Source organism: Tardiphaga robiniae (assembly GCF_013359755.1).
Classification (GTDB): Bacteria; Pseudomonadota; Alphaproteobacteria; order Rhizobiales; family Xanthobacteraceae; genus Tardiphaga; species Tardiphaga robiniae.
This window is the reverse complement of sequence record NZ_JABMCJ010000078.1, coordinates 1-23,922: the sequence shown is the minus strand read 5'-3', so window position 1 is coordinate 23,922 and position 23,922 is coordinate 1. Positions and strand designations below refer to the sequence as shown.

General features: G+C 62.9%; 20 protein-coding genes. 7 read left to right on the top strand and 13 right to left on the bottom strand.

Features of this window, described 5'->3' with window-relative positions; genetic code table 11:
• Positions 1 to 4: 4 nt before the first annotated feature.
• The 4 genes from HP556_RS10020 to HP556_RS10005 form a co-directional block, all read right to left on the bottom strand.
• On the bottom strand, positions 5 to 982 hold the full coding sequence (locus tag HP556_RS10020; protein ID WP_175366883.1) for an ABC transporter permease: 978 nt from the start codon (positions 980 to 982) through the stop codon (positions 5 to 7).
• A 24-nt stretch (positions 983 to 1,006) separates the two neighbouring features.
• Positions 1,007 to 2,620, bottom strand: a complete 1,614-nt coding sequence (locus HP556_RS10015) for an ABC transporter substrate-binding protein (RefSeq protein WP_175366882.1) — start codon at positions 2,618 to 2,620, stop codon at positions 1,007 to 1,009.
• Between the two features lie 226 nt (positions 2,621 to 2,846).
• Complete coding sequence (katE, locus tag HP556_RS10010) at positions 2,847 to 4,964, bottom strand: catalase (RefSeq protein WP_175366881.1); 2,118 nt, start codon at positions 4,962 to 4,964, stop codon at positions 2,847 to 2,849.
• 80 nt (positions 4,965 to 5,044) lie between these two features.
• The gene (locus HP556_RS10005; RefSeq protein WP_175366880.1) at positions 5,045 to 5,587 is read right to left on the bottom strand and encodes a DUF4142 domain-containing protein; all 543 of its coding nucleotides are present in this window, start codon (positions 5,585 to 5,587) and stop codon (positions 5,045 to 5,047) included.
• Between the two features lie 210 nt (positions 5,588 to 5,797).
• Here HP556_RS10005 and HP556_RS10000 point away from each other — a divergent pair, with 210 nt between their 5' ends.
• Complete coding sequence (locus HP556_RS10000) at positions 5,798 to 6,727, top strand: N-carbamoyl-D-amino-acid hydrolase (RefSeq protein WP_175366879.1); 930 nt, start codon at positions 5,798 to 5,800, stop codon at positions 6,725 to 6,727.
• A 247-nt stretch (positions 6,728 to 6,974) separates the two neighbouring features.
• Here HP556_RS10000 and HP556_RS09995 read toward each other — a convergent pair whose 3' ends face one another.
• Positions 6,975 to 7,634 (bottom strand): aspartate/glutamate racemase family protein, encoded by a 660-nt coding sequence (locus tag HP556_RS09995; protein WP_170849729.1) that lies wholly within the window; start codon positions 7,632 to 7,634, stop codon positions 6,975 to 6,977.
• A gap of 99 nt (positions 7,635 to 7,733) precedes the next feature.
• Between HP556_RS09995 and hydA the strand changes: the two genes are divergently transcribed.
• Positions 7,734 to 9,200 carry a dihydropyrimidinase gene (gene hydA, locus HP556_RS09990; RefSeq protein ID WP_175366878.1) on the top strand — a complete coding sequence of 489 codons (1,467 nt, stop codon included), beginning with the start codon at positions 7,734 to 7,736 and terminating at the stop codon, positions 9,198 to 9,200.
• A complete protein-coding gene (locus HP556_RS09985) occupies positions 9,200 to 10,315 on the top strand; it encodes a DSD1 family PLP-dependent enzyme (RefSeq protein WP_210269143.1) in 1,116 nt (371 codons plus the stop codon). The genes hydA and HP556_RS09985 overlap by 1 nt, the downstream gene beginning before the upstream one ends.
• A 154-nt stretch (positions 10,316 to 10,469) precedes the next feature.
• Here the strand turns inward: HP556_RS09985 and HP556_RS09980 are convergent, their stop codons facing one another.
• From HP556_RS09980 to HP556_RS09955, 6 genes are all read right to left on the bottom strand, one after another.
• Complete coding sequence (locus HP556_RS09980; protein WP_175366876.1) at positions 10,470 to 11,177, bottom strand: ABC transporter ATP-binding protein; 708 nt, start codon at positions 11,175 to 11,177, stop codon at positions 10,470 to 10,472.
• The gene (locus HP556_RS09975) at positions 11,177 to 11,929 is read right to left on the bottom strand and encodes an ABC transporter ATP-binding protein (protein WP_175366875.1); all 753 of its coding nucleotides are present in this window, start codon (positions 11,927 to 11,929) and stop codon (positions 11,177 to 11,179) included. The genes HP556_RS09980 and HP556_RS09975 overlap by 1 nt, the downstream gene beginning before the upstream one ends.
• Positions 11,926 to 12,762, bottom strand: a complete 837-nt coding sequence (locus HP556_RS09970; RefSeq protein ID WP_175366874.1) for a branched-chain amino acid ABC transporter permease — start codon at positions 12,760 to 12,762, stop codon at positions 11,926 to 11,928. The genes HP556_RS09975 and HP556_RS09970 overlap by 4 nt, the downstream gene beginning before the upstream one ends.
• Positions 12,762 to 13,640, bottom strand: coding sequence for a branched-chain amino acid ABC transporter permease (locus tag HP556_RS09965; RefSeq protein ID WP_175366873.1), 879 nt, complete (start codon positions 13,638 to 13,640; stop codon positions 12,762 to 12,764). The genes HP556_RS09970 and HP556_RS09965 overlap by 1 nt, the downstream gene beginning before the upstream one ends.
• A gap of 89 nt (positions 13,641 to 13,729) precedes the next feature.
• Positions 13,730 to 14,956, bottom strand: a complete 1,227-nt coding sequence (locus tag HP556_RS09960) for an ABC transporter substrate-binding protein (protein WP_175366872.1) — start codon at positions 14,954 to 14,956, stop codon at positions 13,730 to 13,732.
• A gap of 448 nt (positions 14,957 to 15,404) precedes the next feature.
• Complete coding sequence (locus HP556_RS09955; RefSeq protein ID WP_175366871.1) at positions 15,405 to 16,076, bottom strand: MarR family transcriptional regulator; 672 nt, start codon at positions 16,074 to 16,076, stop codon at positions 15,405 to 15,407.
• A 187-nt stretch (positions 16,077 to 16,263) separates the two neighbouring features.
• On the opposite strand from HP556_RS09955, the gene HP556_RS09950 reads away from it, so the two are divergent.
• Positions 16,264 to 17,772: a 4-hydroxyphenylacetate 3-hydroxylase family protein gene (locus tag HP556_RS09950; RefSeq protein WP_175366870.1), complete on the top strand. Its 1,509-nt coding sequence runs from the start codon at positions 16,264 to 16,266 to the stop codon at positions 17,770 to 17,772.
• A gap of 240 nt (positions 17,773 to 18,012) precedes the next feature.
• Here the strand turns inward: HP556_RS09950 and HP556_RS09945 are convergent, their stop codons facing one another.
• Both HP556_RS09945 and HP556_RS09940 read right to left on the bottom strand, forming a co-directional pair.
• Positions 18,013 to 19,212 carry an amidohydrolase family protein gene (locus HP556_RS09945; protein WP_175366869.1) on the bottom strand — a complete coding sequence of 400 codons (1,200 nt, stop codon included), beginning with the start codon at positions 19,210 to 19,212 and terminating at the stop codon, positions 18,013 to 18,015.
• Positions 19,213 to 19,261: 49 nt separating this feature from the next.
• Positions 19,262 to 19,843, bottom strand: a complete 582-nt coding sequence (locus HP556_RS09940) for an amino acid synthesis family protein (protein ID WP_175366868.1) — start codon at positions 19,841 to 19,843, stop codon at positions 19,262 to 19,264.
• 143 nt (positions 19,844 to 19,986) lie between these two features.
• Between HP556_RS09940 and HP556_RS09935 the strand changes: the two genes are divergently transcribed.
• The 3 genes from HP556_RS09935 (at position 19,987) to HP556_RS09925 (ending at position 23,549) form a co-directional block, all read left to right on the top strand.
• The gene (locus HP556_RS09935; RefSeq protein ID WP_175366867.1) at positions 19,987 to 20,667 is read left to right on the top strand and encodes a MarR family winged helix-turn-helix transcriptional regulator; all 681 of its coding nucleotides are present in this window, start codon (positions 19,987 to 19,989) and stop codon (positions 20,665 to 20,667) included.
• Positions 20,668 to 20,794: 127 nt separating this feature from the next.
• A complete protein-coding gene (locus HP556_RS09930; protein ID WP_089268096.1) occupies positions 20,795 to 21,976 on the top strand; it encodes an HlyD family secretion protein in 1,182 nt (393 codons plus the stop codon).
• Complete coding sequence (locus HP556_RS09925; RefSeq protein WP_089268035.1) at positions 21,963 to 23,549, top strand: MFS transporter; 1,587 nt, start codon at positions 21,963 to 21,965, stop codon at positions 23,547 to 23,549. The genes HP556_RS09930 and HP556_RS09925 overlap by 14 nt, the downstream gene beginning before the upstream one ends.
• Positions 23,550 to 23,922 lie beyond the last annotated feature (373 nt).

Here is a 23,922-nt window from a genome sequence, read left to right as displayed (position 1 = left end):
CATCTCATGCCTCCGCCTGGATGCGCGGATCGAGCCGCGCATAGAGAAGGTCGACGAGGAAATTGACTAATATCACCAGCAGCGCCGAGACGAAGACGATGCCGAGCAGCGTGTTGAGATCGCGCTGCACGACGGACTCGTAAGCCAGCCGTCCGAGGCCGGGCAAGGAGAATACGCTCTCCACCACGACCGAACCGCCGAGCATGGTGCCGGCCTGCAGCCCGATCAGCGTCACCATCGGCAGCAGGGCGTTGCGTAGCACATGCTTCACCACCACCCGGGTCTCGTCGAGGCCCTTGGCGCGTGCGGTGCGGACGAAATCGAGATTGAGCACTTCCAGCATCGAGGCGCGCATGATGCGCAGATAAATCGCGAGGAAGATCAGGCCCAGTGTCAGCGTCGGCAGGATCAGATGCAGCGCGATGTCGATGGTGCGGCCAAATCCGGTCTGTACGGCGCCGATATCCTCGAAGCCACCGGCCGGCAGCCATTGCAGATAGATCGAGAACACCACGATGGCCATCAGACCGAACCAGAACGACGGCGTAGCGTAGAAGACGAGGCCTAGGGTGGAGATCAGCGTGTCCGGCCACTTGTTGACGCCGCGTGCAGCGATGACACCAAGCAGCAGGCCGAAGAAAAACGCAAAGGACAGCGACGCGGTCATCAAGAGGATCGTCGGCGGGAGCCGCTCGAGGATCACGGTCGCGACCGGCTTGCCGTAGATCGAAGAGAAGCCGAGATCGAGCCGGATCAGCCGCCACAGATAGTTGCCGAGCTGCATCGGGATCGAGAGATCAAGCCCGTAGAATTTGCGCAGCTCGCGGGCGGTTGCGGCATCGCCGCCGCCCATCTGTGCCATCATGGCATCGACGGTGTCTCCCGGTGCGAATTGCAGCAGCAGGAACACGCCGATCAGGATCAGGAATAGTGTGGGTATCGAGGCGGCGAGCCGCCGCCCCGCAAGGCTCAGGATGCGCATCTGGCTATTGTGGCGAAGTTTGGCTCAGGCGGAAAGCCAAAGATCGTGCCAGCTCGACGATCCCCAGCGCGGCGTGTTGGAATGGTTACGCGCCTTCGCGGTAATCACCGTGACGAAGATCTGTTCGATCGGCATCCACACCGGCAGTTCGGTGTTGGCTTCCTTGACGAAGGTCGCATAGAGCGCCTTGCGCTTGACCGGATCGATCTCGGTGGCCGCGTCGTCGATCACCTTGTCGATCGCGTCATTCTTCCAGTCCCACTGGTTGGTCCAGGGCGCGCCCTTCGGCTGGCCGGAGCGATACCAGACCGTGGTCGAGACGGCGGGATCGTTGCGATACTGGTGCCAGCCGGTTGAGAGGTCGAAGGCGTGATCGTCATAGACCTGCTTCAGGAAGCCGCCGCCATCGTTGCGGACGATCTCGACGGGAATGCCGACTTCGCCCAGCGACTGCTGGATGAAGGTCGCCCACAGCGAGATGTCCTCGCCCCAGGGAGCGGGCAGCAGGCGCAGCGAGAACCGGGTGCCGCCGGCGCCCGGTTTGAAGCCGGCCTCGTCGAGCAGCGCGGCCGCCTTCTTCTTGTCGTAGGGATATTGCGGCGTGTCCGGACCCGGATAGAAGTCGGTGGAGACCGAGGGGATCGGGCCGGTGCCGAGCTTGGCGAAGTCGCCGAGGAAATTCTCGATGAAGAACGGCACATTGATCGCATGCGCAATGGCGCGGCGAACGCGGATATCGGCCAGCTCCTTGCGGCGGAAATTGAACTCGATGGTGTTGGTGCGCGCGTTGCCTTCATTGCCCTTGGTGGAGACGATGAAGCGCTTGTCCTTGCTCAGCCGTGCCGTGTCGGAAATCGTGAGACCCGTGAACGGGCTGTACTGGATGTCGCCGGCTTCCATCTGGGCGGCGGCCGCGGCGCGATCGGTGACGACCTTCCAGACGATGCGGTCGAGATAGGGCGCATTCGGGCGCCAGTAATTCTCGTTGCGCTCGGCGATGATGTATTGGCCCCGCTCGTATTTGACGAATTTGAACGGGCCGGTGCCGACCGGGGCAAGGTTGGTCGGGTTCTGGCGGATGTCGCTGCTGCCCTCATAGAGGTGCTTGGCGGAGATATAGCCGAGGTCCGGCAGTGCGCGCAGGAGCAGGCCGAGCGGCATCGGCCGCTCATATTTGAAGATCGCGGTCTGTGCGTCCGGCGTTTCCACCGCGGTGAGGAACAGCTGCAGGGTTGATCCGTAATTGAGGATCTTCTTCCACATGTTCATGGCGGTGAATTGGACGTCGGCCGAGGTGAACGGCTTGCCGTCGTGCCAGGTCACGCCCTTGCGCAACTTGAAGGTGATGGTCTTGCCGTCCGGCGTGGATTCCCAGCTCTCCGCGAGCACGCCGACCGGCTGGCCATTGGCGTCGAGATCGACCAGTGCTTCCTGGATCTTGCCGCCGATGATGTAAACGCCGGTGGAGGCCTGAATGCTGGGGTTGAGCTGACGCTGTTCTGCACCGTAATGGACGTTGAACACGCCGCCCTTGCGGGGCGTTTCCTGCGCGAAGGCGCGTAGCGGGTTCGCGACATTGGCAGCGATGGCGGCGGAGGTCAGCAGCGCCGTGCGGCGGGTCATTTCCAGGCGGGTCATGGTGTCGAAGTCTCCTGCGTCGTGCCTGCGCAGATGGAACCAGCGCATAGCCCGCGCAACCTAGGGCATAACCGGCGGCCAAGTCATTCCCTAATGCTGCGGCGGCTCAGAGAATTCTTGCAAGACATAGCAATGGCGCAGCATAAAATGCCGCGCCATTGCTTCGACCTGAAAGCTTTGCTCAAAAGTTATGCCGGCCCGCACACAGGGCGGGCAACCGCATGCTTCAGCGCATCTTGACGCTCGGTTCGCGGCTCCAGAGCCGCAGCTTGGCCAGCTTGTCCATGAAGCCCGGCACGTCGTCGGCGCTGCCCAGCGCAACGACGCCTTCATCGAGGTCGTCCGCGATTCCCACCTTGGCGAACAACCGCTCGGCGGCCTCGGAATGTCCGATAAACTTGCAGTGGGCAAAGGCGTCGGTGACGAAGTCGCGGGCGGTTGATTCCTGCAAGAGGTCGTCGATTCCGGCTTCCGCCGGGAGCAAGGCCACTGCGTCATAGAGAACGGACGGGCCACCATCGATCATCTGGTCGGCGGCGACCAGGCTGCCATCGCTGGCTTCAACGCCGTTCACCTTTGGCGCAATGATCTCGTATGTTGCGCCGGCCTCCGTCACCGCGCCTTGCAGGGCGGCAAGCAGCTTGGCATCGACCCCGTCGGTGACGAGGATGCCGAGCTTGCGGCCCTCGAAACGCTGCGGGCCATTTGCGACAATGCTGAGCGCTGGCGACTCCGTCAGATCCTGCCGCGTGGGCATCGCCGCGTCAGCAGGCTTCGGCATCGTCGGAAGACCCAGCATGGTGCCGACCCTGTTGGCCAGTCCTTCATCGATGTTCAGGAGATGCGCGACCATGCGCTCGCGGATCACCGGTGTCTTCACTTTGCTCAATTCGAAAGTCAGCGCAGCGGCAATATGGTGTTGCTCGCCCCTGGTTTGGCTGATGAAGAACTGCCGTGCCTGGCTGTAGTGATCCGCAAAGCTCTCCGCGCGCAGCCGACGCTTCGCGCCTTGCCCTATGTCAGCAAATGTCTTGAAGCCTTTGGCGGTTGACTCGCGCGGGCCTACGCCGAACGAATTTGGCTGGTAGTTGACGCGACCGACCGGGTTGCGCATGGCCATGTGCCCGTCCTGCTGGAAATGTCCGAACGGACATTTCGGAGCATTGATCGGGATATGGGTGAAGTTCGGACTGCCGAGCCGCTTCAGTTGGGTGTCCAGATAGGAGAAGTTGCGGCCTTGCAGCAGCGGGTCATTGGTGAAGTCGATGCCGGGCGGAACATTCTGCGTCATGAACGCAACCTGCTCGGTCTCAGCAAAGAAATTGTCCGGCATGCGGTCCAGCACCAGACGGCCGATAGCGATCGGGGGCACGAGTTCTTCGGGGATGATCTTGGTGGGGTCGAGCACGTCGAAATCGAATTTGTCAGCAAACTCGTTGTTGAACAGCTGCACCCGCAGCTCCCATTCGGGATAGTCGCCGGACTGGATAGCGCTCCACAAGTCGCGGCGATGAAAATCCGGATCGGCGCCGTTGATCTTGACGGCCTCGTTCCACAGCACCGATTGCAGACCGAGCTTCGGCTTCCAGTGGAATTTGACGAAGGTCGATTCGTCCTTGGCGTTTACGAAGCGGAACGTATGGACGCCGAACCCCTCCATAAAGCGGAAAGAGCGGGGAATCGTTCGGTCCGACATCTGCCACATGACCATGTGCATGCTTTCGGGCGTCAGCGAAATGAAATCCCAGAAGTTGTCATGCGCCGACTGCGCCTGAGGGAAGGCGCTGTCGGGCTCTTCCTTCACGGCATGGACCAGATCGGGAAACTTGATTGCATCCTGGATGAAGAACACCGGGATGTTGTTGCCGACCAGGTCCCAGTTGCCCTCTTGGGTATAGATTTTGACGGCAAAGCCGCGCACGTCGCGTGCGAGGTCGAACGAGCCCTTGCTGCCCGCGACCGTCGAGAATCGAACGAAGGCGGGGGTTCGCTCGCCTGCGCGCTGAAACAGATCTGCGCGGGTATGCTTGGCCAGTGAACCGTAATTTTCGAAGAAGCCGTGCGCCGCGTAACCGCGTGCATGCACCACGCGCTCGGGAATCCGCTCGTGATCGAAATGGAAGATCTTTTCACGAAAGTGAAAGTCCTCGAGCAATGTCGGTCCGCGCGATCCGGCCTTGAGCGAGTTTTGATCGTCGAAAACCGGGCCGCCCTGGGCGGTCGTCAGCAACGCGTCCTCTGGTCCGGCTATCTGATGGAGTTCGCCGCCTTCACCGCGAATGAGCGTCTGATCGTGAATCGTTGCATTGGTGGTGCCGCTTTTGGGCATCGATGATTTGGCCATGGGATGTCTCGCAGAAGTTACCGGGAGAAGGGCCCGCGATTGCGTTCGCGGGCCTCAGGGAGTTCGGCGTTGGGCAGGCGCTACTTGCTGAGGTTCTGCGCCATTTCGAGGTGATGCTTCAGCGCCGGCAGCGTCTTTCCGGCCCATTCCTTCAATTCGGCATTGTCGCCGCTTTTGGCGTAGCGCTCGAACAAGTCAACCGCGTCCTTGTGGGCGTCGACCTGGACCGAATTGAAGTTCTTGCTGAAGTCAGCTCCGCTTTGTTCCTTCAACTTGTCGAGCTTACTCTGATGCGCGCTGTCGAGCGCTGGCGGAAGTTCGGCCTTAACCTTGCCGCTGCTGACCATCGCCTTCAGCTCGGTGCTGGTCTTGGTGTGATCTTTCACCATCATAGCTGCAAAGGATTTCTCGGCGGCATTTCCCTTGCTTTCCGCCAGCGTGTTGGACTGGATCTCGAACATGTCGCTGATCGCGACCTGCTTGACGAAATCAGGGGTGCTCGGGCTGACACCGAGAACGGAATTGACTCCCGTCTTTTCGCCGACGGACTGCGCGTAAACGGCTGGGGCGAGGGCGGAGGACACGAGCAACAGGCTCGCGGCAATAAGGGTGCGGCGTTTCATGATTTTTCCAATGTTTGGACGAGGGCATCAGGTGTCAGCACAACCGGATCAATCGTGTTGTGTTCCGGACCAAATGAGGCAGGGGGCGAAGGCCCGGATCAGGCCTGTCTGGGCCGCCCGGTCCCAGCGGGCCGGAAGGGCCTCGTGTTGGCTCGATCATTGCTTTCGGTTCTGGTACAAACCGCACGCAACCCGAACCCGGATAATTTTATGCGTAAGCTTACCGTCGCCGCTGCCCAACTGGGCCCAATTCAGAAAGCCGAAAGCCGCGAGGCCGTGGTCAAGCGCATGCTGGCGCTGCTGGACGACGCCAGGGTGAAGGGCGCTGATCTCGTCGTCTATCCGGAACTGGCGCTGACGACATTTTTCCCGCGCTGGTACATGACCGACCAGAAGGAGGTCGACACCTGGTTCGAGTCGGAGATGCCGAACGCCGCGACCCAGCCGCTATTCGACGCCGCCGCCAAGGCCGGTATCGCACTCTCGATCGGCTATGCCGAACTGACCCCCGACGGCCATCACTTCAACACCCAGATCCTCACCGACAAGACCGGCAAGATCGTCGGCAAATATCGCAAGGTGCATCTGCCCGGCCATGTCGAATTCGATACCGAGCGTGCCTTCCAGCATCTGGAAAAGCGTTATTTCGAACCGGGCGACCTCGGCTTTCCCGTCTTCCGCGCGCTGGGCGGCATCTTCGGCATGATGGTGTGTAACGACCGCCGCTGGCCGGAATCCTATCGCGTGATGGGCTTGCAGGGCGTCGAGATGATCGTGCTCGGCTACAACACGCCGTCGGTGAATTCGCAGAAGTCGGTCGAGGGCCCGGAGCAGCGCCTGTTCCACAACCGCCTGTCGGTGCAGGCCGGCGCCTATCAGAACTCGACCTTCGTGGTCGCCGTCGCCAAGGCCGGAGATGAAGACGGTCATCCCCTGATCGGCGGCTCACTGATCGTCGATCCCAACGGCGTCATTCTCGCCGAAGCCAAGACCGAAGGCGATGAGCTGCTGGTCTGCACCGTCGATCTCGATGACACGAAGTTCGGCAAGGACACGATCTTCGACTTCAAGCGTCACCGCCGCATCGAGCACTATGGCCGGATCACCAGCCAGACGGGCGTGGTTCTGCCGCCGGAGTAAGGCGACGCTCTTAAATCGACGAGAAGCACTGACCTAACCTCTCCCCGCTTTGCGCGGGGAGAGGTCGCCGCGTCTTCGCGGCGGGTGAGGGGCGGTTCACCGCAGTCGCGTTAATGTCGGATTCTCGTGTCGCTCACTGAGCAGTGCATTGCTGCCGAGTTTCGGCCGAGGTTCGTGCCACGCCCCTCACCCCACCCCTCTCCCCGCGCAAGAGCGGGGAGAGGGAGCTCACTGCCGGAGCTCAAACTTACTGAAACATCACCGTGCCGATGGCCATGCTCACCGCAGCCTGGGTCGGATCGATCACCGGAATGCCGAGCGCATCCTCGAGCGCGCTGCGATGACGCGACATGCCGGCGCAGCCCATCACCACGGCGTTGGCGCCGTCCTCGTCCTTCAACTGGCGGCCGACCTTGATCATGCGCGCCAGCGTGTCGTCGCCTGAAGCCGCTTCCGCCACACTCATGTTGAGCGGACGTTCGCCGGCGAAGCGATCCATCAGGCACATCTGGCGCAGATAACGCATGTGCCGGCCGATCGAGCCCTGCGCCACCGCGATGACGCCGAAGCGGTCGCCGCGCGACAGTGCCGTCAGCACGCCGGATTCGGCGATCCCGAATACCGGACGCTGCGTCGCCTCGCGGCAAACGTGCAGGCCGGGATCGGAATAGCAGGCGATGACGAAGGCATCGGCCGAATTGTCGGCGGCCACCAGCCGGCTCAGCGGTATGGTGACGCTTTCGAGATCGGCCTGCGTCTGCACGCCCAATGGTCCTTCCGCCAGCGTGACGCATTCGATCTCGGGCCCGGCCTCGAACATCACCGGTTGCAACGCCTCCGCGAGGTTGCGCGTCACCTGCGGGTTGCTGTTCGGATTGACCACCAGAATCTTCTTGCGGGGCTGCATATTCGGCTCCTTGTCAGGACAGCAGTATTACCGGAAAGTGCCGACCGTCAAAGCCTGTAAAATGTTCGCATATCTGATCTCATCCCTGGAGTTCTGCCCTTGTCCGATCCCGTCTACGACCTCGTAATCCGCGGTGGCACCGTCGCCACATCGAGCGATGTATTTGCCGCCGATGTCGGTATTACCGGCGAGACCGTCGTGGCACTGGGCAGCGGGCTTGCAGCCGGCAAGACGGAGATCGATGCAACAGGCAAGCTGGTATTGCCAGGCGGCGTCGATGCCCATGCCCATATCGAACAACTCTCCGCCGCCGGCATCATGAATGCCGACACCTTCGAGAGCGCGACGCGGTCCGCGGCCTTTGGCGGCACCACCAGCGTGATTTCTTTCGCCGCCCAGCATGTCGGCATGGATGTGCGCGAGGTCGTCACCGATTACACGGCGCTGGCGAAGAAGGGCGCAATGATCGACTACGCCTTCCACATCATCGTCTCCGACGTCACCGACAAGGTCATCGCCGAGGATATTCCGGCGCTGGTCAGGGAAGGCCATTCCTCGATCAAGATCTTCATGACCTATGACCGGCTCAAGGTCGATGACGAGAAGTTGCTGGATATTCTCGCCGCAGCGCGCGAAGCCAAAGCGCTGGTCTGCGTTCACGCGGAGAACCACGGCGTCATCGCCTGGATGGTGAAGCGCCTGATCGACAAGGGCTACACCGCGCCGAAATATCACGCCGTCAGCCATGCGCGCGTCTCGGAGTCCGAAGCCTTCACGCGGCTGATCGCGTTCAGCGAATTGCTCGACCAGCCGGTGATGATCTTCCACGTCTCGACGCGCGAAGGCGCCGCGGTGATCCGCGAAGCGCGCGGCCGCGGCGTCAAGATTTTCGCCGAGACCTGCCCGCAATATCTGTTCCTCACCGCGGAGGATCTCGACAAGCCGGGCACTGAAGGCGCGAAGTGGATGTGCAGCCCGCCGGCGCGCACCACGGACGATCAGGAAGCGCTGTGGCAGGCATTGTCGCTCGGCGATCTGCAACTGATCTCGTCGGATCACGCGCCCTATCGCTATGACGAGACTGGCAAGCTGCGCGCCGGGCCGAACCCGACATTCAAGCAGGTCGCCAACGGTCTGCCGGGCCTCGAAGTGCGCCTGCCACTGCTGTTCGACGCGATGGTGTCGAAGGGGCGTCTTGGTCTCTCGAAATTCGTCGAGCTGACATCGACCGCACCGGCGCAGATCTACAATCTGCCGAAGAAGGGCTCGATCGCCATCGGCAACGATGCCGACATCGCGATCTGGGATCCCGCGCGCAAGGTGACGCTGACGGACGAGATGATGCACGATCTCACCGGCTTCTCGCCGTTCTCCGGCCGCACCGTCATCGGCTGGCCCGAGAAGGTGTTGTTGCGCGGCCGCGTGCTGGTCGATGGCGATACGTTCACCAGCAAGCCGGGCGAGGGACGCCTGATGCTGCGCGAGGGCGGCAGGGCCGCGACGCCGTCAGGCAAGCTCGCTGCGGAAATGGACCTGGCGAAGAACTTTGGCGCAAAGCTGCTGTGATGCCAAAGATGCTCGATCCCAATCTGCCAGCTTTTGCGGATATCCAGACGCCTGCGCTGGTGCTGGATGCGTCTGCTCTTCAGCGCAACATCACGGCCATGGCCGAGTTCGCCAAAGCGAACGGCGTTGCGCTTCGCCCACATGCCAAGACTCACAAATCGACGCGTATCGCGCAGATGCAGATCGAGGCTGGCGCTGTCGGCATTTCCTGCGCGACGGTCGCCGAGATCGAGGCCTTTGCGCAGGCTGGCATCACAGGGCTGCTGCTGACGACACCTGTCGCCGACCGACCGAAGCTCGCGCGTCTGGCCGCTGTCGCCGACCAATCCGATATCAGCATCGTCGTCGATCACGCCGACCAGATTCACGTGCTGCATGAATTGCTCGATGCCGGCAGCCGTCAGCTGCAGGTGCTGATCGATATCGATGTCGGTCAGCGCCGTACCGGTGTGGTCGATACCGCATCGACGCTCGCGCTCGCGCAACTGATCGAAGCCACGCCGGGCATGAATTTCAGTGGCATCCAGGGTTTCGCCGGTCATGTGCAGCACATGATCGACTCGCAGGAGCGCAGGGCAGGTGCTGCGCGCGTGCGCGCGATGCTCGACGAGCATCTGCATGTACTGACGGAAGCCGGCATCAAGGCGGAGATCGTCACCGGCAGTGGCACGGGCGCCTGCGCCTATGATGTCACGGGCACCTATACGGAGCTGCAGGTCGGTTCCTACGTGTTCATGGATTCTGACTACGGCAAGTTGGAGCACGAGGGTGGCGCGCTGCCTTACGATCCAAGTCTGTTCATTCTCGCCACGGTCACCTCGGTGAATCGTGCCGGCGAATTCACCGTGGATGCCGGCGTCAAGGCGATGGCCTTCAATGGGCCGGTGCCGTCGCTGATGATCGGCGCCCCGGAAGGTTCAACCTATCGCTTCGGCGGTGATGAGCACGGCATGATCACGATGCCGGCGGGGGCCGAGGCGCCGAAGCTCGGCAGTCGCGTGTTGCTGCTGACGACGCATTGCGATCCCACGGTGAATTTGCATGCGAGCTATCAGGTGGTCGGGCATAATAATGGCGTGGAGACCTGGCCGGTGCTGGCGCGGTATGGGGCGTAGCGCCCCACGCTCGTCATTCCGGGGCGCGAACGAAGTTCGCGAACCCGGAATCCCGGAGTGGCTTGGCTCTCCAGCGTTTCAGCTATCTCAAGATTCCGGGTTCGCGCGCGGCTGTCGCCGCACGCGCCCCGGAATGACGAGTGTGGGGATCAGCTCAGTGCGCCCCACCCAGAAACGCTTCCGACAATGTCGGATCGTTGATCAGCGCTTCCGCCGAACCTGATGTCACCACGCGGCCGGTCTCAAGCAGATAGGCCCGGTCCACGATCTTCAGCGTCTGGCGTGCCTTCTGCTCCACCAGCAACACCGTCAGGCCTTCATCGCGGAATTGCGCGATCATGCTGAACAGGCTCGCGGTCATCAGAGGCGCGAGGCCGAGCGAGGGCTCGTCGAGCAGCAGCAGCTTCGGCTTCGACAGCAGTGCACGCCCGATCGCCAGCATCTGCTGTTCGCCGCCCGACAACAGACTAGCGAGACCGTCGCGGCGCTTGCCGAGGATCGGGAAGCGCTCGAGCATCCGGCCGACATCGGCCATCGCCTCGGCCTTGTCCGGGCGGGTGTAGATGCCCATCAGCAGATTTTCATAGACCGTCATGCGCGCGAGAATGCCGCGGCCTTCCGGCACCAGCGCGATGCCGCGGCGGAGATTCTTTTCGGCCGCATTCTGCGCGAGTTTCTCGCCCTGATAGGTGATATCGCCCTGGAACGGGAGAAGCCCGGCGATGGCGCGCGCGATGGTGCTCTTGCCGGCGCCGTTTGCGCCGAGCAAAGCCACGATCTCACCCTGCTTGATGTCGAGATCGACGCCGCGCACGGCGGTGATGGCGCCGTAGCGGACCTGCAAGCCCCGGATGGTGAGCATCACGAGTCCTTTCCGAGATAGGCGTCGAGGACGACGGGATTGGCGCGCACTTCTTCCGGTCTGCCTTCGGCGATCAGCACGCCGAAATCGAGCACATAGAGATAGTCGCAGAGCCGCATCACGAAATTCATGTCGTGTTCGATCAGGAGAATGGTGAGGCCGGTGTCGCGCAAGCGGATCATCAGCGCGCGGATTTCCTCGGCCTCGTCGTGGTTCATGCCGGCGACGGGTTCATCCAGCAGCAGCAGCTTCGGCCTGGCGGTGACGGCGCGCGCCATCTCCACCTTGCGCTGGATGCCGTAGGGCAGGGATTTCGCTGGGCGGTCGCGCAGTTCGGTGAGGCCGAAGAACGCCATCACTTCCTCGGCGCGTTCCTGCGCCGCCGGATTGGCCCAGGCGATCGGCAGCAGACGCCGCCACGCGCTTTCGCTATGCGGCTGCGCCACCAGCAGATGTTCCCAGACCGTCATGCTGCCGAACAGACGGATGTTCTGGAACGTGCGCGCAATGCCCTCGCGCACGATGCGATAGGACGGCCACTGCGTGACATCGACGCCCTTGAGTTTCACTTCGCCGGCATCGGCGCGATAGGCGCCGGTGATCGTGTTGAACAGCGTCGTCTTGCCGGCGCCGTTCGGGCCGATCACGCCGACGATCTTGCCTTCCGGCACTTCGCAGACCATGCCGGACAGCGCATGGATGCCGCCGAACGTCTTGGTGACGCCGGTGAGTTGAAGCAGCGCATTGCTCATGCCGCAGCCCTCCGGAAGGTGAGCGTTCGGATCAGCGAACGATCGAGAATGCCCTGACGCCGTACCAGCAGCACGACGATCAGCAGCGTGCCGAAGGCGGCGAGGCGCCAGTCGGCGATCGGACGCAGGAATTCGGGGAGGAACACCAAAAGGAGAGAGCCGACCAGCGAGCCCGGTCCGACGGTGGAGCCGCCGAGGATCACGGCCAGCACGAATTCGATCGAGCGATCGAAGCCGAAATTGGCCGGCTCGATATAGACATTGTGATGCGCGAACAATCCGCCGGAGATGGCGGCGACGGCGGCGCCGACACCGAAGGCGCCGATCTTGGTCACGGTGGTGTTGAGGCCGATCAGGCCCGCGGCGGTCTCGTCGTCATGCACCGCCTGCATTTCCAGCCAGACGCGCGAGCGCTCCAGCAGCATCACGGCGATCAGGATGCCGCCGGCCCACAGCCAGACATAGCCGACCGAGATGTGCTGCATGCCGCGATAGCCGCCGGAGCCGCCCATGGCGTCGAAATTGAGGAAGAAGCTGCGCACCATTTCGCCGAAGCCGACGGTGGCCATGGCGAGATAGATGCCTTTGAGGCGCAGCGCGGGGAAGGCGACGATGGCGCCGATGATGCCGGCGGCGATGGCCGAGATCACAAGTGCAAGCGTCAGCGGTACGTTCAGCGCGACGGTGAGGTAGGACGACAGGTAAGCGCCGATTCCCATGAAGGCGCCATTGCCGAGCGAGAGTTGGCCGGTGGCGAGGATGATATAGACGCTGAGTGCGCCCAGCAGAAGGATGCCGGACTCGGCGAGCAGGCTTGCGTAATAGGTCGACATCAGACGCGCTGCCCCTGATCGGATCGCGCGCCGCCGAGCAGGCCCTGCGGACGCAGCAACAAAATCAAAATCATGAAGCCGTAAACGACGAAGTCGCGCACCTGCGAGCCGCCGTAAGCGACGGTCAGCACTTCGGCGATGCCGATCAGTGGACCCGCGACCAGCGCGCCCCAGATCTGGCGCGTGCCGCCGATCACCATCACGGCGATGGCTTTGAGGCCGATCTCGACGCCGAGATAGGGCGTGATGGTGCCGTAATGCAGCGCGATCAACACGCCGGCGACGCCGGCGAGCGAGCCCGACAGGATGAAGGCCAGCATGGTCAGGCGGTCAGCGGAGACGCCCAGGATTCTTGCGACTTCGCGGTTCTCGGCGACGGCGCGCAGCGCGCGGCCCATCGGAGTCTTCTGCACGATATAGGCAACCAGCGCGACCAGCACGACGGTGGCGACGAGCACGATGAGCTGCATCTCGCCGATATTGACCGGGCCGAACGCATATTGCTTGCCGAAATACTCGTCGGGGAGCTGGGCAGGATCCGAGCCCCAGATGTTGGTGGCGACGTTCTGCAGGATGATCGAGAAACCCAGCGTCGACAGCATCGGCGTCACCAGGGGCGCGTCGCGCAGCGGCTGGTAGCCGATCTTCTCGATGGCGATGGCGATCACGGCTGCGCCGAGCATGCCGCCCAGCACGGCGACCGGAAGCGGGAAGCCTGCGGTGATCAGCGTGAAGCCGAGATAGCCGCCGATCATGAAGAGTTCGGCAATCGCGAGATTGAGAATGCCGAGAATGCCCATCACGAGCGAGAACGACAGCGCCAGCAGCGTATAGACCGCTCCGAGCGTCAGGCCGTTGACGAGTTGCTGTATCAGCATGGGAATCGCAATCGTTAAATCAGGTGGTCGTCATCATGACTGCGGCCGGGAGGACTTCCCGGCCGCAGCGGCGTGGATCATGTGAGAGATCAGCAGGCCGGGTGGCCGGGCGCCGAGCTGCAGCCCTTGACCTTGGTGTCCCAGGCGCCGTTCTGGCCCTGCAGCACGTAGAAGGCCTTGATCGCGTCGCCGTCGTCATTGAAGCCGATCGGGCCGCCGAGACCGGCGAAGCCTTCGAGCTTGGCAAGGTGATCGCGGATCTTGGTGCGGTCGGCTTCAAGATCGGCCGGCTTGCCGGTGACGCCAGTCTTCTTGATCGCGTCGATATACATCGAGACGATCTCGTAGATGTTGGCGTCATACATCGAGGGCTCGATGTCCTTTGGCAGGCCCGATTCCTTGCGGAGCAGCGGCGTCAGGGTGGCCGTGAATTTCTCGGGTGCCGGGCCTGTCATGGTGGCGTAGAAGGTTGCGGGCGCGATCACCGGGATTTCCGGCGCAGCCTTGAGAATCGCCGAAGAGATCAACTGGGTGGCGCCGACGACCGGCTTGATCAGACCCTGGCGCTTCATTTCGCGCAGCACGGTGATGGCCTGGCTGTAATCGGCGCTGACAACGACGCCGTCGGGATTCAGGGCCTTCAGCTTGGTGACCTGTGCGGAGACGTCGAGGTCGCCGGTGTTGAACGACAGCAGATCGTTCTCGTTGGCGACGGTGATGTCATTGGCCTTCAGCACGGCCGGCATGATCACCTTGCCGACGGTGGAAGCCGTGGCGTCCTTGGCGTCGAAGATCACGGCGACTGTCTTGATGTTGAAGGCCTTCTTGTAGAAAGGCACGGTGGTCTTGGCGAGCACGCCTTCGTCGATGGTGTTGCGGAAAGCCCACGGACGATTGAGCTTCGCCACGCCCGGCTTCGAGGAGGCTTGCGAGGTGGAGACCACCTTCATTTCATTGGCGACGGGGAAGGTCACTTCGGCGGCGCTTGAGGTCAGCGGGCCGGCCACGGCAAGAACCTTCTCGTCGCCGGCCAGTTTGCGCAGCGAGCTTGCGGCCTGCGCCGGCTTGGCGGCGTCGTCGAGAATGGTGATCTTCAGCTTCGCGCCATTGATGCCGCCGGCATCGTTGGTCTGCTGTTCCAGCATCTTCAGCGTCACGGTGTTGCTGCGGCCCCACTCGGCGAATGGACCGGAGCTCGGCACCACCGCGCCGATGGCGATTTCCTGCGCCCATGCCTGACCGCCAACCATGGCGGAGAGCGTGACGGCGGCAACTGTGCCCAATACGCGCGGCAAATTCGATTTGATCCGTGACATCGACGATCGTCCTCTTCTGCTGATGCTTTTGCTGCAGTGATCCGCAGCATAATCCAGATAAAGATTTCTATGCACGCCATGTGCCATCGCCAGCTGTGACAGCGGAATGACAGCGTTGGTTGGATCGTCCAATAAATTTCAGGCTTTGACAATCGTCATTCTGAGTATCTTTATAAAATAGTTCTCTTAAGAAGCTAATTTATGCGGCAGTGCGGCCCGGAAATGCAGCAATTCGAAGCTGGCGGGAATGCGCGCAATTGCCTGTTTCACGGGTGTTTGGTGTTGCGGGCGCGTCGCGGCTGATTCCCGCGTCGCCCTTGGGCGGGCGGGGGCTGCGCTCCCCCGGTGCCGTTTTGTCGCAGCAATGGCGGCGCGGGCAGTGGCTATCCCCGGCGCCTTGGCCGGGTGCAACCGCCGGTCCTGACGCGGGTCGGATTGCAGGCCAGATTCAGCTCTTGCGCGGCTTGCCGCGCTTGGCGACGGCGATCGATTGGGCCTCGGGCGAGAGCTGCTTCACATTGGTGTCGGCCAGATAACGCTGTAACGCAATGGCGCGGTCGCTGGAATCGACGAGCCGCTGCACCATGTGCAGCAACTGGTGGAATTCCCGGGTGCCGAGGCAACCGAACTGCACGTCGTTCACCTGGGCCTGAGTCGGCGCGAGCCGCTCCAGCAATTCGGCGCCATGCGGTGTCACCACGAGGCTGATGCGGCGGCGGTCGCCGGTGTGCGAGGTCTTGGTGATCAGCCCTTTGGTTTCGAGCTTGTTGGTCACGGTGGTGACGAAGGCGCCGCTCAGATGCAGGTGATCGGCGACGGCGCGCACATGGACGTCGCCTTGCGCCGACAGATGCCGGATCGAAATCAGGGTCGTGTATTCGATGCCGGCGAGGCCGATGACGGCGGCGTGGCCTTCGCGCAAGGTCTGGTGGCGGACCAGAAAGCCGAACAGGCTGTGGACGAGGCGGCGGAACTGGGCGTCCGAACCGTCCACCAGCAGCTCCGGACGGGAGACCGTCAATGCAGCGCGGGACGCCGGCCGGCCTGTGGCAGGCTTCTTGCTGATCTCCTTGCCAACTGATTTGCCGATCGAAGTGGAGCGCGCTGCGGATTTGGCCACGTGATGATCCCATGTATCAAAACTTGCCAGAGCTTGGCGGCTTCGCAGCGCAATTGCAATCACGACAAATGACGCACGACCCCGAATGCCACAGGTCCGCTTGACAACGGTTTCAAAATAGCTTCGGATGATAGCTATTAATAGTGATGACCGGCACGCGGCCGGCAGCAGGTGACGGAGAAAAGTGATGAACAAGGCATTTGGATCCGGGGCGGCAGTTGCCGGCGTCAAGACTGGCGCCCAGCATGTCGCCGCTGTGCGCGACGGTCGTGCGGTCTATCTCGACGGCAAGAAGGTCGATGACGTCTCGACCCATCCGGCCTATCGCCATGCGGTCGCCTCGGCTGGCGCGCTGTATGACTATCAGGCCGACCCCGCCAATATCGAACGCATGACCTTCGATGTCGGTGGTGGCCGCCGCGTCAATCGCGCCTGGCAATTGCCGACCAGCTACGCGGAACTGGTCGAGCGTCGTAAGGCGCTGGTGGAATGGGCCGAACTGTCCGGCGGCTTCCTCGGCCGCTCGCCCGATCACGTGGCCTCGTCCATGTCCGGCATGATGATGGGCATCGAGGTGTTCGATAACTACGATCCGAAACGCGCGCAGGCGTTCCGCGACTGGTACGACTACGCCCGCAAGAGCGACCTGTTTCTGACCTATGTGATCAACAACGTGCAGGGCGATCGCTCCAAGGCGTTCGGCGATCAGGGCAAGAATGCGCAGGACATGGTGGCGCGCATCGTCGACGAGGATGCGTCGGGCATCACCATCCGCGGCGCCAAACTGTTCGCCACGTCAGCCATCATGGCCAACGAGATCTTCGTCGGCTCCGGCCAGCCGCTGCGGCCGGGCGAGGAGCATCTGGCCTTCTCCTGCGCGCTGCCGATGGGGACCAGGGGCCTCAAGATGCTGTCGCGCAAGAGCTTCGAGGCCCATGCGCCAAACGAATATGACAATCCGCTGGCCTATCGCTATGACGAGAACGACGCGCTGGTGTTCTTCGACGACGTGAAAGTGCCGTGGGAGCGCGTGTTCCTGCTCCGCAACACCGACATGTGCCGCGCCCAGCTCCACGACACACCGGCGCATGTGTATCAGAACTATCAGGCGCAGATCCGCCTGTCGGTAAAGCTGCGCTTCCTGGTCGGCCTCGCGCGCGGCATCGCCAAGACCATCGGCACGATCAATTTCCCGCCCGTGGTGGATGTGCTCGGCAAGCTCGCCTCGCAGGCGGCGCTGATCGAGGGCATGGTGCTCGGCATGGAAGCCGGCGGCGCGATGCGCGGCGATTACTATCTGCCCAACAAGCATCTGCTCTATGCAGCGCAGGTGCAGTCGCAGGAGATGTATCCGCAGATCATCAGCGCCATCCGCGAACTTGCCGGTGGTGCGCTCTTGATGCTGCCGTCCTCGGTGGATGATTTCAGCAATCCGGAAATCGCGGACATTATCGGACTGACGCAGATCTCGCCGGCGATGTCGGGCCAGGACCGCGTCAAGCTGTTGAAGCTGACCTGGGATGCGGTCGGCTCCGAATTCGCCTCGCGCCATCTGCAATATGAGATGTTCTATGCCGGCGCCCAGTTTGTCACCCGCGGCCATAGCTACCGCACCTATGACTGGGAGCGCGCGGCGGGCATGGCGGAGAAGATGACGGCGAAGTATGATCTGCCGGAGTTCGGTGGGGCGAAATAAGGCGTCGCGGTTTGCTTAACCTCTCCCCGCACTGCGCGGGGAGAGGTCGCCGCGTCTTCGCGGCGGGTGAGGGGCCATTCTCGGAGTTCAACGCAAGCGCGGTATGTGCAGTTCGTGCCGATGTGTGAGGGATCAAATGCGGCGGGTCTTGTGCCTCGCCCCTCACGCCACCCCTCTCCCCGTGCAAGATGCGGGGAGAGGGAGCCTACCGTGCGTGCCGCTGCTTCTCTGCAATCCCGATCAATGCGCCGCCGCGCCCGAGAAATCCCGCGGCAATCTCGTTTCCGCCACGCGCACATTACGCATACCCGCTGGCGTGTTGCGGCTGCGGCCGACAAAGCGCGGCACGCCGTCGGTGATCACGGCGCTCACCGCCGGCACGTCGCCATTCACAAGCGCCGACAGCGCATTGTCCTGCGAGCCGCCGGCACAGGCGTCGATCAGCACCACGTCGGCATCCTTGCCGGGCTTCAGAAATCCGTTGTTGAGCCGATAGACCGTTGCGTTGTTCCCCGTCGCCGCCGCGATTGCCTGTTCGGGCGGCATGTGGCCTAGGCTGGCGAGATGGCTGATGGTGTAGAACATGCCGAGCGGCATGATCCCGCTGCCGGTCGGCGTATCCGTCGCGATCAGCAGCCGCTCCGGCTGTTTGGCGTCGTCGAGCAGCTTCGCCGTCAGCAGCGCGGTGCGCAGATTGCCGGCGGTGCAGAGCTGCAGCGCGATGTCGCTTTCATTCACCAGCCGCGCAAAGCCGGCTTCCGGCATCGCCACCGGTCCGCCATTGACGTGAAACGACACGCTCGGATTCGATTTCAGCACATGTTCGGCCCAGATGCCGGACGAGCCGGGGATCGATGAGCCGCCGGTATGCATGGTGGTGACCATGCCGAGCTTGCGTGCGGCGAGCATCAAGGGCGCATAGTCGAATGGTGTCTCGAATGCGCCGAAGCCGGCCTTGGCAAGCCACAAGCCGGCCTTCACCAGTTCTTCCAGATCGGCCTCTGTCAGTCCCGGCTCGAGGATGATCGAGCCGGCATGGACGCGCATGCCGCCGGGGCGATAGTCGAGGAAACAGGCGCGGGCGGCCAGCGCCAGTGCCTTCACGCCGGCGGGATCCTTGGGGCGTCCGGGGACGTGCACTTCCGATGCCGTGATCGACGTCGTCGTGCCGCCATGCACGTAGCTTTCGAGATAACCGACCACGCGCTGCCGCGGCGTGTAATCGCCGAAGGTGATATGCACGTGGCTGTCGATCAGGCCGGGGATCGCCGTGGTGCCGGCGGCGTCGATCACCACATCGGCCGATGACACCTGGTCCGATGACAGCGTGCCGATCGCGCTGATGCGGCCGTCCTGCATCAGGATGCCGTCGCCGTCGGTGAACGGCGCCTTGAGATCACCGGTGACGATGGTGCCGATATTGACGATGGCCGTTTTCATACCCGTCTCCGCAATTTCAAGGCCGTCCAAGGCCGCACAAAGCCGCAGCCTAGCGCAAGCCGTCCTTGCCGCCGATATCCCTCGCATTCAACCCGCCGACCCGTGCATTGAGCCGCCCGCGATTGGCGAGGCAGACGATCAGCGCAACTTCATCAGTGGCAGGCGCATCGGGTGGCAGCGTCACCGAGACGCCGTCGTAATGCGAGCGGACATAGAGCGCGTCCTTGTGCGCCAGGGGAACGTCGATCAGGCAGCCGGGGGCAGCGAGCTTGGTGAAAGAGGGGATCCACGCTTCGGCGCCGCCGACGGCCTCGCGCAGCGGCGTGGCGAAAGTCGTGGTCAGCATCGCATTGGCATGTTCGAGTTCGCCGCCGAGGCCAACGACGCCGCCCTTGCCGTAGCTTTCCACCTTGTACGATCCCATCGCCTCGACGGCGAGCTTCGCCAGCACGGCGCCGACTTCGACGCTGGCGGCAATTGCCTCGGAGAGGTCCTCGACATAGCGTCCGGCATAGGGATTGGCGACGATGGCCACGGCGGTGACGCGGCGCAGCGGTTGGTCGTGCCGGTGGCCGGCCTCGACCTCCTTGTGGTCGGTGAAGCAGAGCAGGCGCCTGATATCGAGTTTCATGATGTTCTCCCGTCAGATTTGACGCCGATCCTGACCCAGTAAATGCATTTGATCAATAGCTTCGTTAAGAAGGTATGCAGAATCGCTTGACGAAGCAGGGGGCGCCAGCCAATCCTGTCGCGGATCGTTCACTGGGAAGCGGTATGTCTCGTTCCAAGGTTACGCCGCTCTCCAAGACGACGGCACTGCGTAAATCCGAAAAGCCCGCGGTGAAGACGGGAGCCAAAACCGCGCTCAAGGCCAAACTTCCGGCTCCGGCGCTGACCACGTCGCGCAAGGCGCTGCTGGTCGATGGTTCCGATCATGCATTCCGGCAACTCGTGCACACATTGCTGGCGTTCCTCGCGCGTCACGAGACCGTGCGTGAGGGGCATGCCGCCGCGATCCGCCTGGCCGGGATCGAATACACTGTGCTGATCTCGGTCAAATATCTGGCCGCTGAAGGCGATGTCAGCGTGCGCGAACTCGCGGCGCATCTGCATCTCAGCGGCGCTTTCGTCACCACGGTGTCCAACAAGCTGCAGCAGATGGGATTGCTCGACAAGCTCGTCGATCCCGCCGATCGCAGGCGCCTGCGTCTCATGGTGACGCAGGCCGGCGATGCGCTGCTGGCAAGCCTCAATCCCACGCAGCGTCAGGTCAATGACGTACAGTTCGATTGTCTCAACGCGGACGAATTTCATCAATTGCTAGGGAGCGTCGAGCGACTCGTCGAATCCAGCGAGCGCGCCATTGCGCTGCAACGCTATCTGCAGCCGCGCGGTCCGGATACTCCGGCGCCATCTGATGGCGGCGACAAACCGGCACGCCGCAAAAAGATATAAAATCTGCGGTCTTTGGTACGAATCGAACCCGAATGCTGCGGCACCGGTATGGATTGCCGATATCGGGCGATTGAATCGGGTGCGACGACATGAGACATAATGTCACTCAGGTCGCTGCGAGGAAGACATGTCCCAGCTTGATGCATCCCCAACGCCGCAACCGGCGCCGTCACAACCTGTTGCGCCGACACCGGCACAACCGGCTGCGCAACCGCCCGCACAGCCTGCGGCGTTGACGCCAGCACAGCAGGCGTGGCGTCGTCTTGCGATTCCGCTGCTGGCCGTTGCTGCCGCGGTTGTCTTCATCGTTCTGGCCACCACCCGCTGGGACATCTGGATGGGCAACCGCGCGGTGCAAACCACCAACGATGCCTATATCCGCGCGCAGACAACGCGGCTGTCGAGCCGCGTGGCCGGTGCCGTGAAAGCCGTGCCGGTGAACGACTTCCAGCACGTCAAAGCCGGCGATCTGCTGATCCAGATCGATCCCGCGGATTACGAGGCGCAGGTAGCGCAAGCCGAAGCCGGCGTCGCCGGTGCGCAGGCGGCGCTGGACAATCTCGCCAACCAGGTCGAGCTGCAATACGCCACCATCGCGCAGGCCGAGGCGCAGCGCGTGTCGGCGCAGGCGATGGAAGTGCAGGCGCAACAGGAGCGGGAACGTCAGGCTTCGCTGACGCAGACCGAAGCCGGCACGCGGCAGCGCTTCGAGCAGGCGACCGCCGCCTATGCCAAGGCACAGGCCGATGTAAAGGCGAGTGGCGCGGTGATCGCCGCCCAGAAACATCAGCTCGAAGTGCTCGCCGGCACGCGCAAGCAGCGCGCCGCCGATCTGCTCGGCGCCAAGGCGACCCTCGATGCCGCCAGACTACGCCTCGGTTATACGAAGATCGTCGCGCCATTCGATGGCGTGGTCAGCGAGCGTCAGGTGCAGCCGGGCGACTACGTCAATATCGGCTCCAGCCTGATCAGCATCGTGCCGCTGCCCGACGTCTATGTGATCGCCAATTTCAAGGAAACGCAGCTTACCCGCGTGAAGCCCGGCCAGCCCGTCGACATCGTCGTCGATACGTTCTCGGCGGAGACCCTGCGTGGCCGTGTCGAGCGCGTCTCGCCGGCATCGGGATCGCAATTCGCCTTGCTGCCGCCGGATAACGCCACCGGCAATTTCACCAAGGTCGTGCAGCGCGTGCCGGTCCGCATCACGCTCGACAAGGGGCAGCCGCTGCTCGACCGGTTGCTGCCGGGCATGTCGGTAACCGCCAGCATCAACACCGACGCGCCGGCGGCCGGCAATGGCGGAAAGTAAGGTCATCGAAAGCGGCCCGGTCTCGACCGGGGGCGTTTCGCACCATCCGATCTTTGCGGTCGGGGCAGTGCTGCTCGGCGCGTTCCTGGCCAATTTCGATACGCGAATCTTCTCCATCGGTCTCGCCGATCTGCGCGGGGCGCTGGGGCTGAGTTTCGACGAAGGCGCGTGGCTCTCCACCGCCGGCACCGCGTCGCAGATCTTCATCGCGCCGGCGGTGGCCTGGATGGCCACCGTGTTCGGGCTGCGCCGCGTGCTCGGCATTCCTGCCCTGGTCTATGCGGCGATCTCGCTGGTGATCCCGCTGGTGCGCGACTACAATCTGCTGCTGGTGCTGAACATCGTGCACGGCATGCTGCTTGGCACCTTCGTGCCGGCAACGCTGCTGATCATCTTTCGCAATCTGCCGATGAAGTGGTGGCTACCGGCCATTGCGATCTATTCCATTCGCGTCGGCTTCTCGCTCAATTCCGGCACTGCACTGGTCGGCTTCTATGTCAGCCACATCGGCTGGCAATGGATGTTCTGGCAGGATGTCATCATCGCGCCGCTGCTGGCGCTGTTCGTCTGGCTCGGCACACCGCGCGAGCCGATCAACCGCTTCGTGCTGTGCGAGGCGGATTGGGGCGGCATGCTCTTGCTCGGCACCGGCATGGCGATGATCTATGCGGGGCTCGATCAGGGCAACCGGCTGGACTGGCTGGGTTCGGGTACGGTGGTGGCGCTGCTTGGCGGCGGCACGGTCCTGACCGTCGGCTTCTTCATCAATGAGTCGGTGGTCAAACGGCCATGGGCGCATGCCGAGGTGCTGCTGTCGCGCAATATCGGTCTCGCGCTGCTGACGATCATTCTCTACACCATGACCAGCCTGTCCAATTCATCGTTGGCGCCGAATTTTCTCACCAACATCGCGCTGTTGCGGCCGGAGCAGTCCGGCATGTTGTTTCTGCTCTATGCCGTCGTGCCGATGATCGTGCTGGTGCCGCTGTCGATCTGGCTCATTCGCTACTACGACGTGAAGCTGACGCTGATCATTGGCCTTGCGGCATTCGCCGCCGCCGCCCTCCTGGGCACGCAGCTCACCCATGAATGGGCGCTTGGCGATTTCATCCCGATGGTGATGTTGCAGTCGCTTGGGCAGAGCTTCACGCTGCTGCCCATCGTGATCATCGCGCTGTCGAATTCCGATCCGTCGCGCGCCACCGCCTTTGCGGCCTATATCCAGGTCTTCCGACTCGGCGGTGCCGAGATCGGCATCGCGCTGATGGGCACCTGGCTGCGCGTGCGCGAGCAGATCCATTCGAATCTGCTCGGCCAGCATGTCGCCAGCGGCGATGCCGATGTCGTCGGCATTCTTGCCAAACTCACCGGGCGTTTCGCCAGCCATGGTGAGGGTCTCGCACAAGCGCGCGGCATCGGCACGCTGGCAAGTCTCGTGCAGCGCGAGGCCAATACCCTGGCCTATATCGACGGCTTCTGGCTCACCTTCTGGTTCGCGATGGCAGCGCTGATCGTCGTGTCGTTGATCGGCAACGCGCCGAAGGGACCGTTCACGCCGAAGCCGCGGGGGTGAGAGGACGAGGCGACCTCACTCGTCATTCCGGGGCGTGCGTCGCCGGCGAAGCCGGCAGAGCACGAACCCGGAATCTCGGACTGTTTTGCGCTGAACATGCTGGGATTCTGGGTTCGCGTGCGCAAAGGTGCGCCCGCGCCCCGGAATGACAGTGTGGGGCGGCAAGACAGCACCCAAACATTTTTTCCTATCTCTCATTGACAGCATCCCTATCAGGCTTATATTCCCCTCTGTCCTGCCCCACCGAGAGGGGCGATCGCGATCGTCACGTTCGCGGGGTGGGATGCGGTGGACGCCGGAGATGCGGCGTCACGCGGTTCATGGGGGAACGTCTGTCTTCGGGCAGGACGGATCTGCGCCAGCACTGCCACTG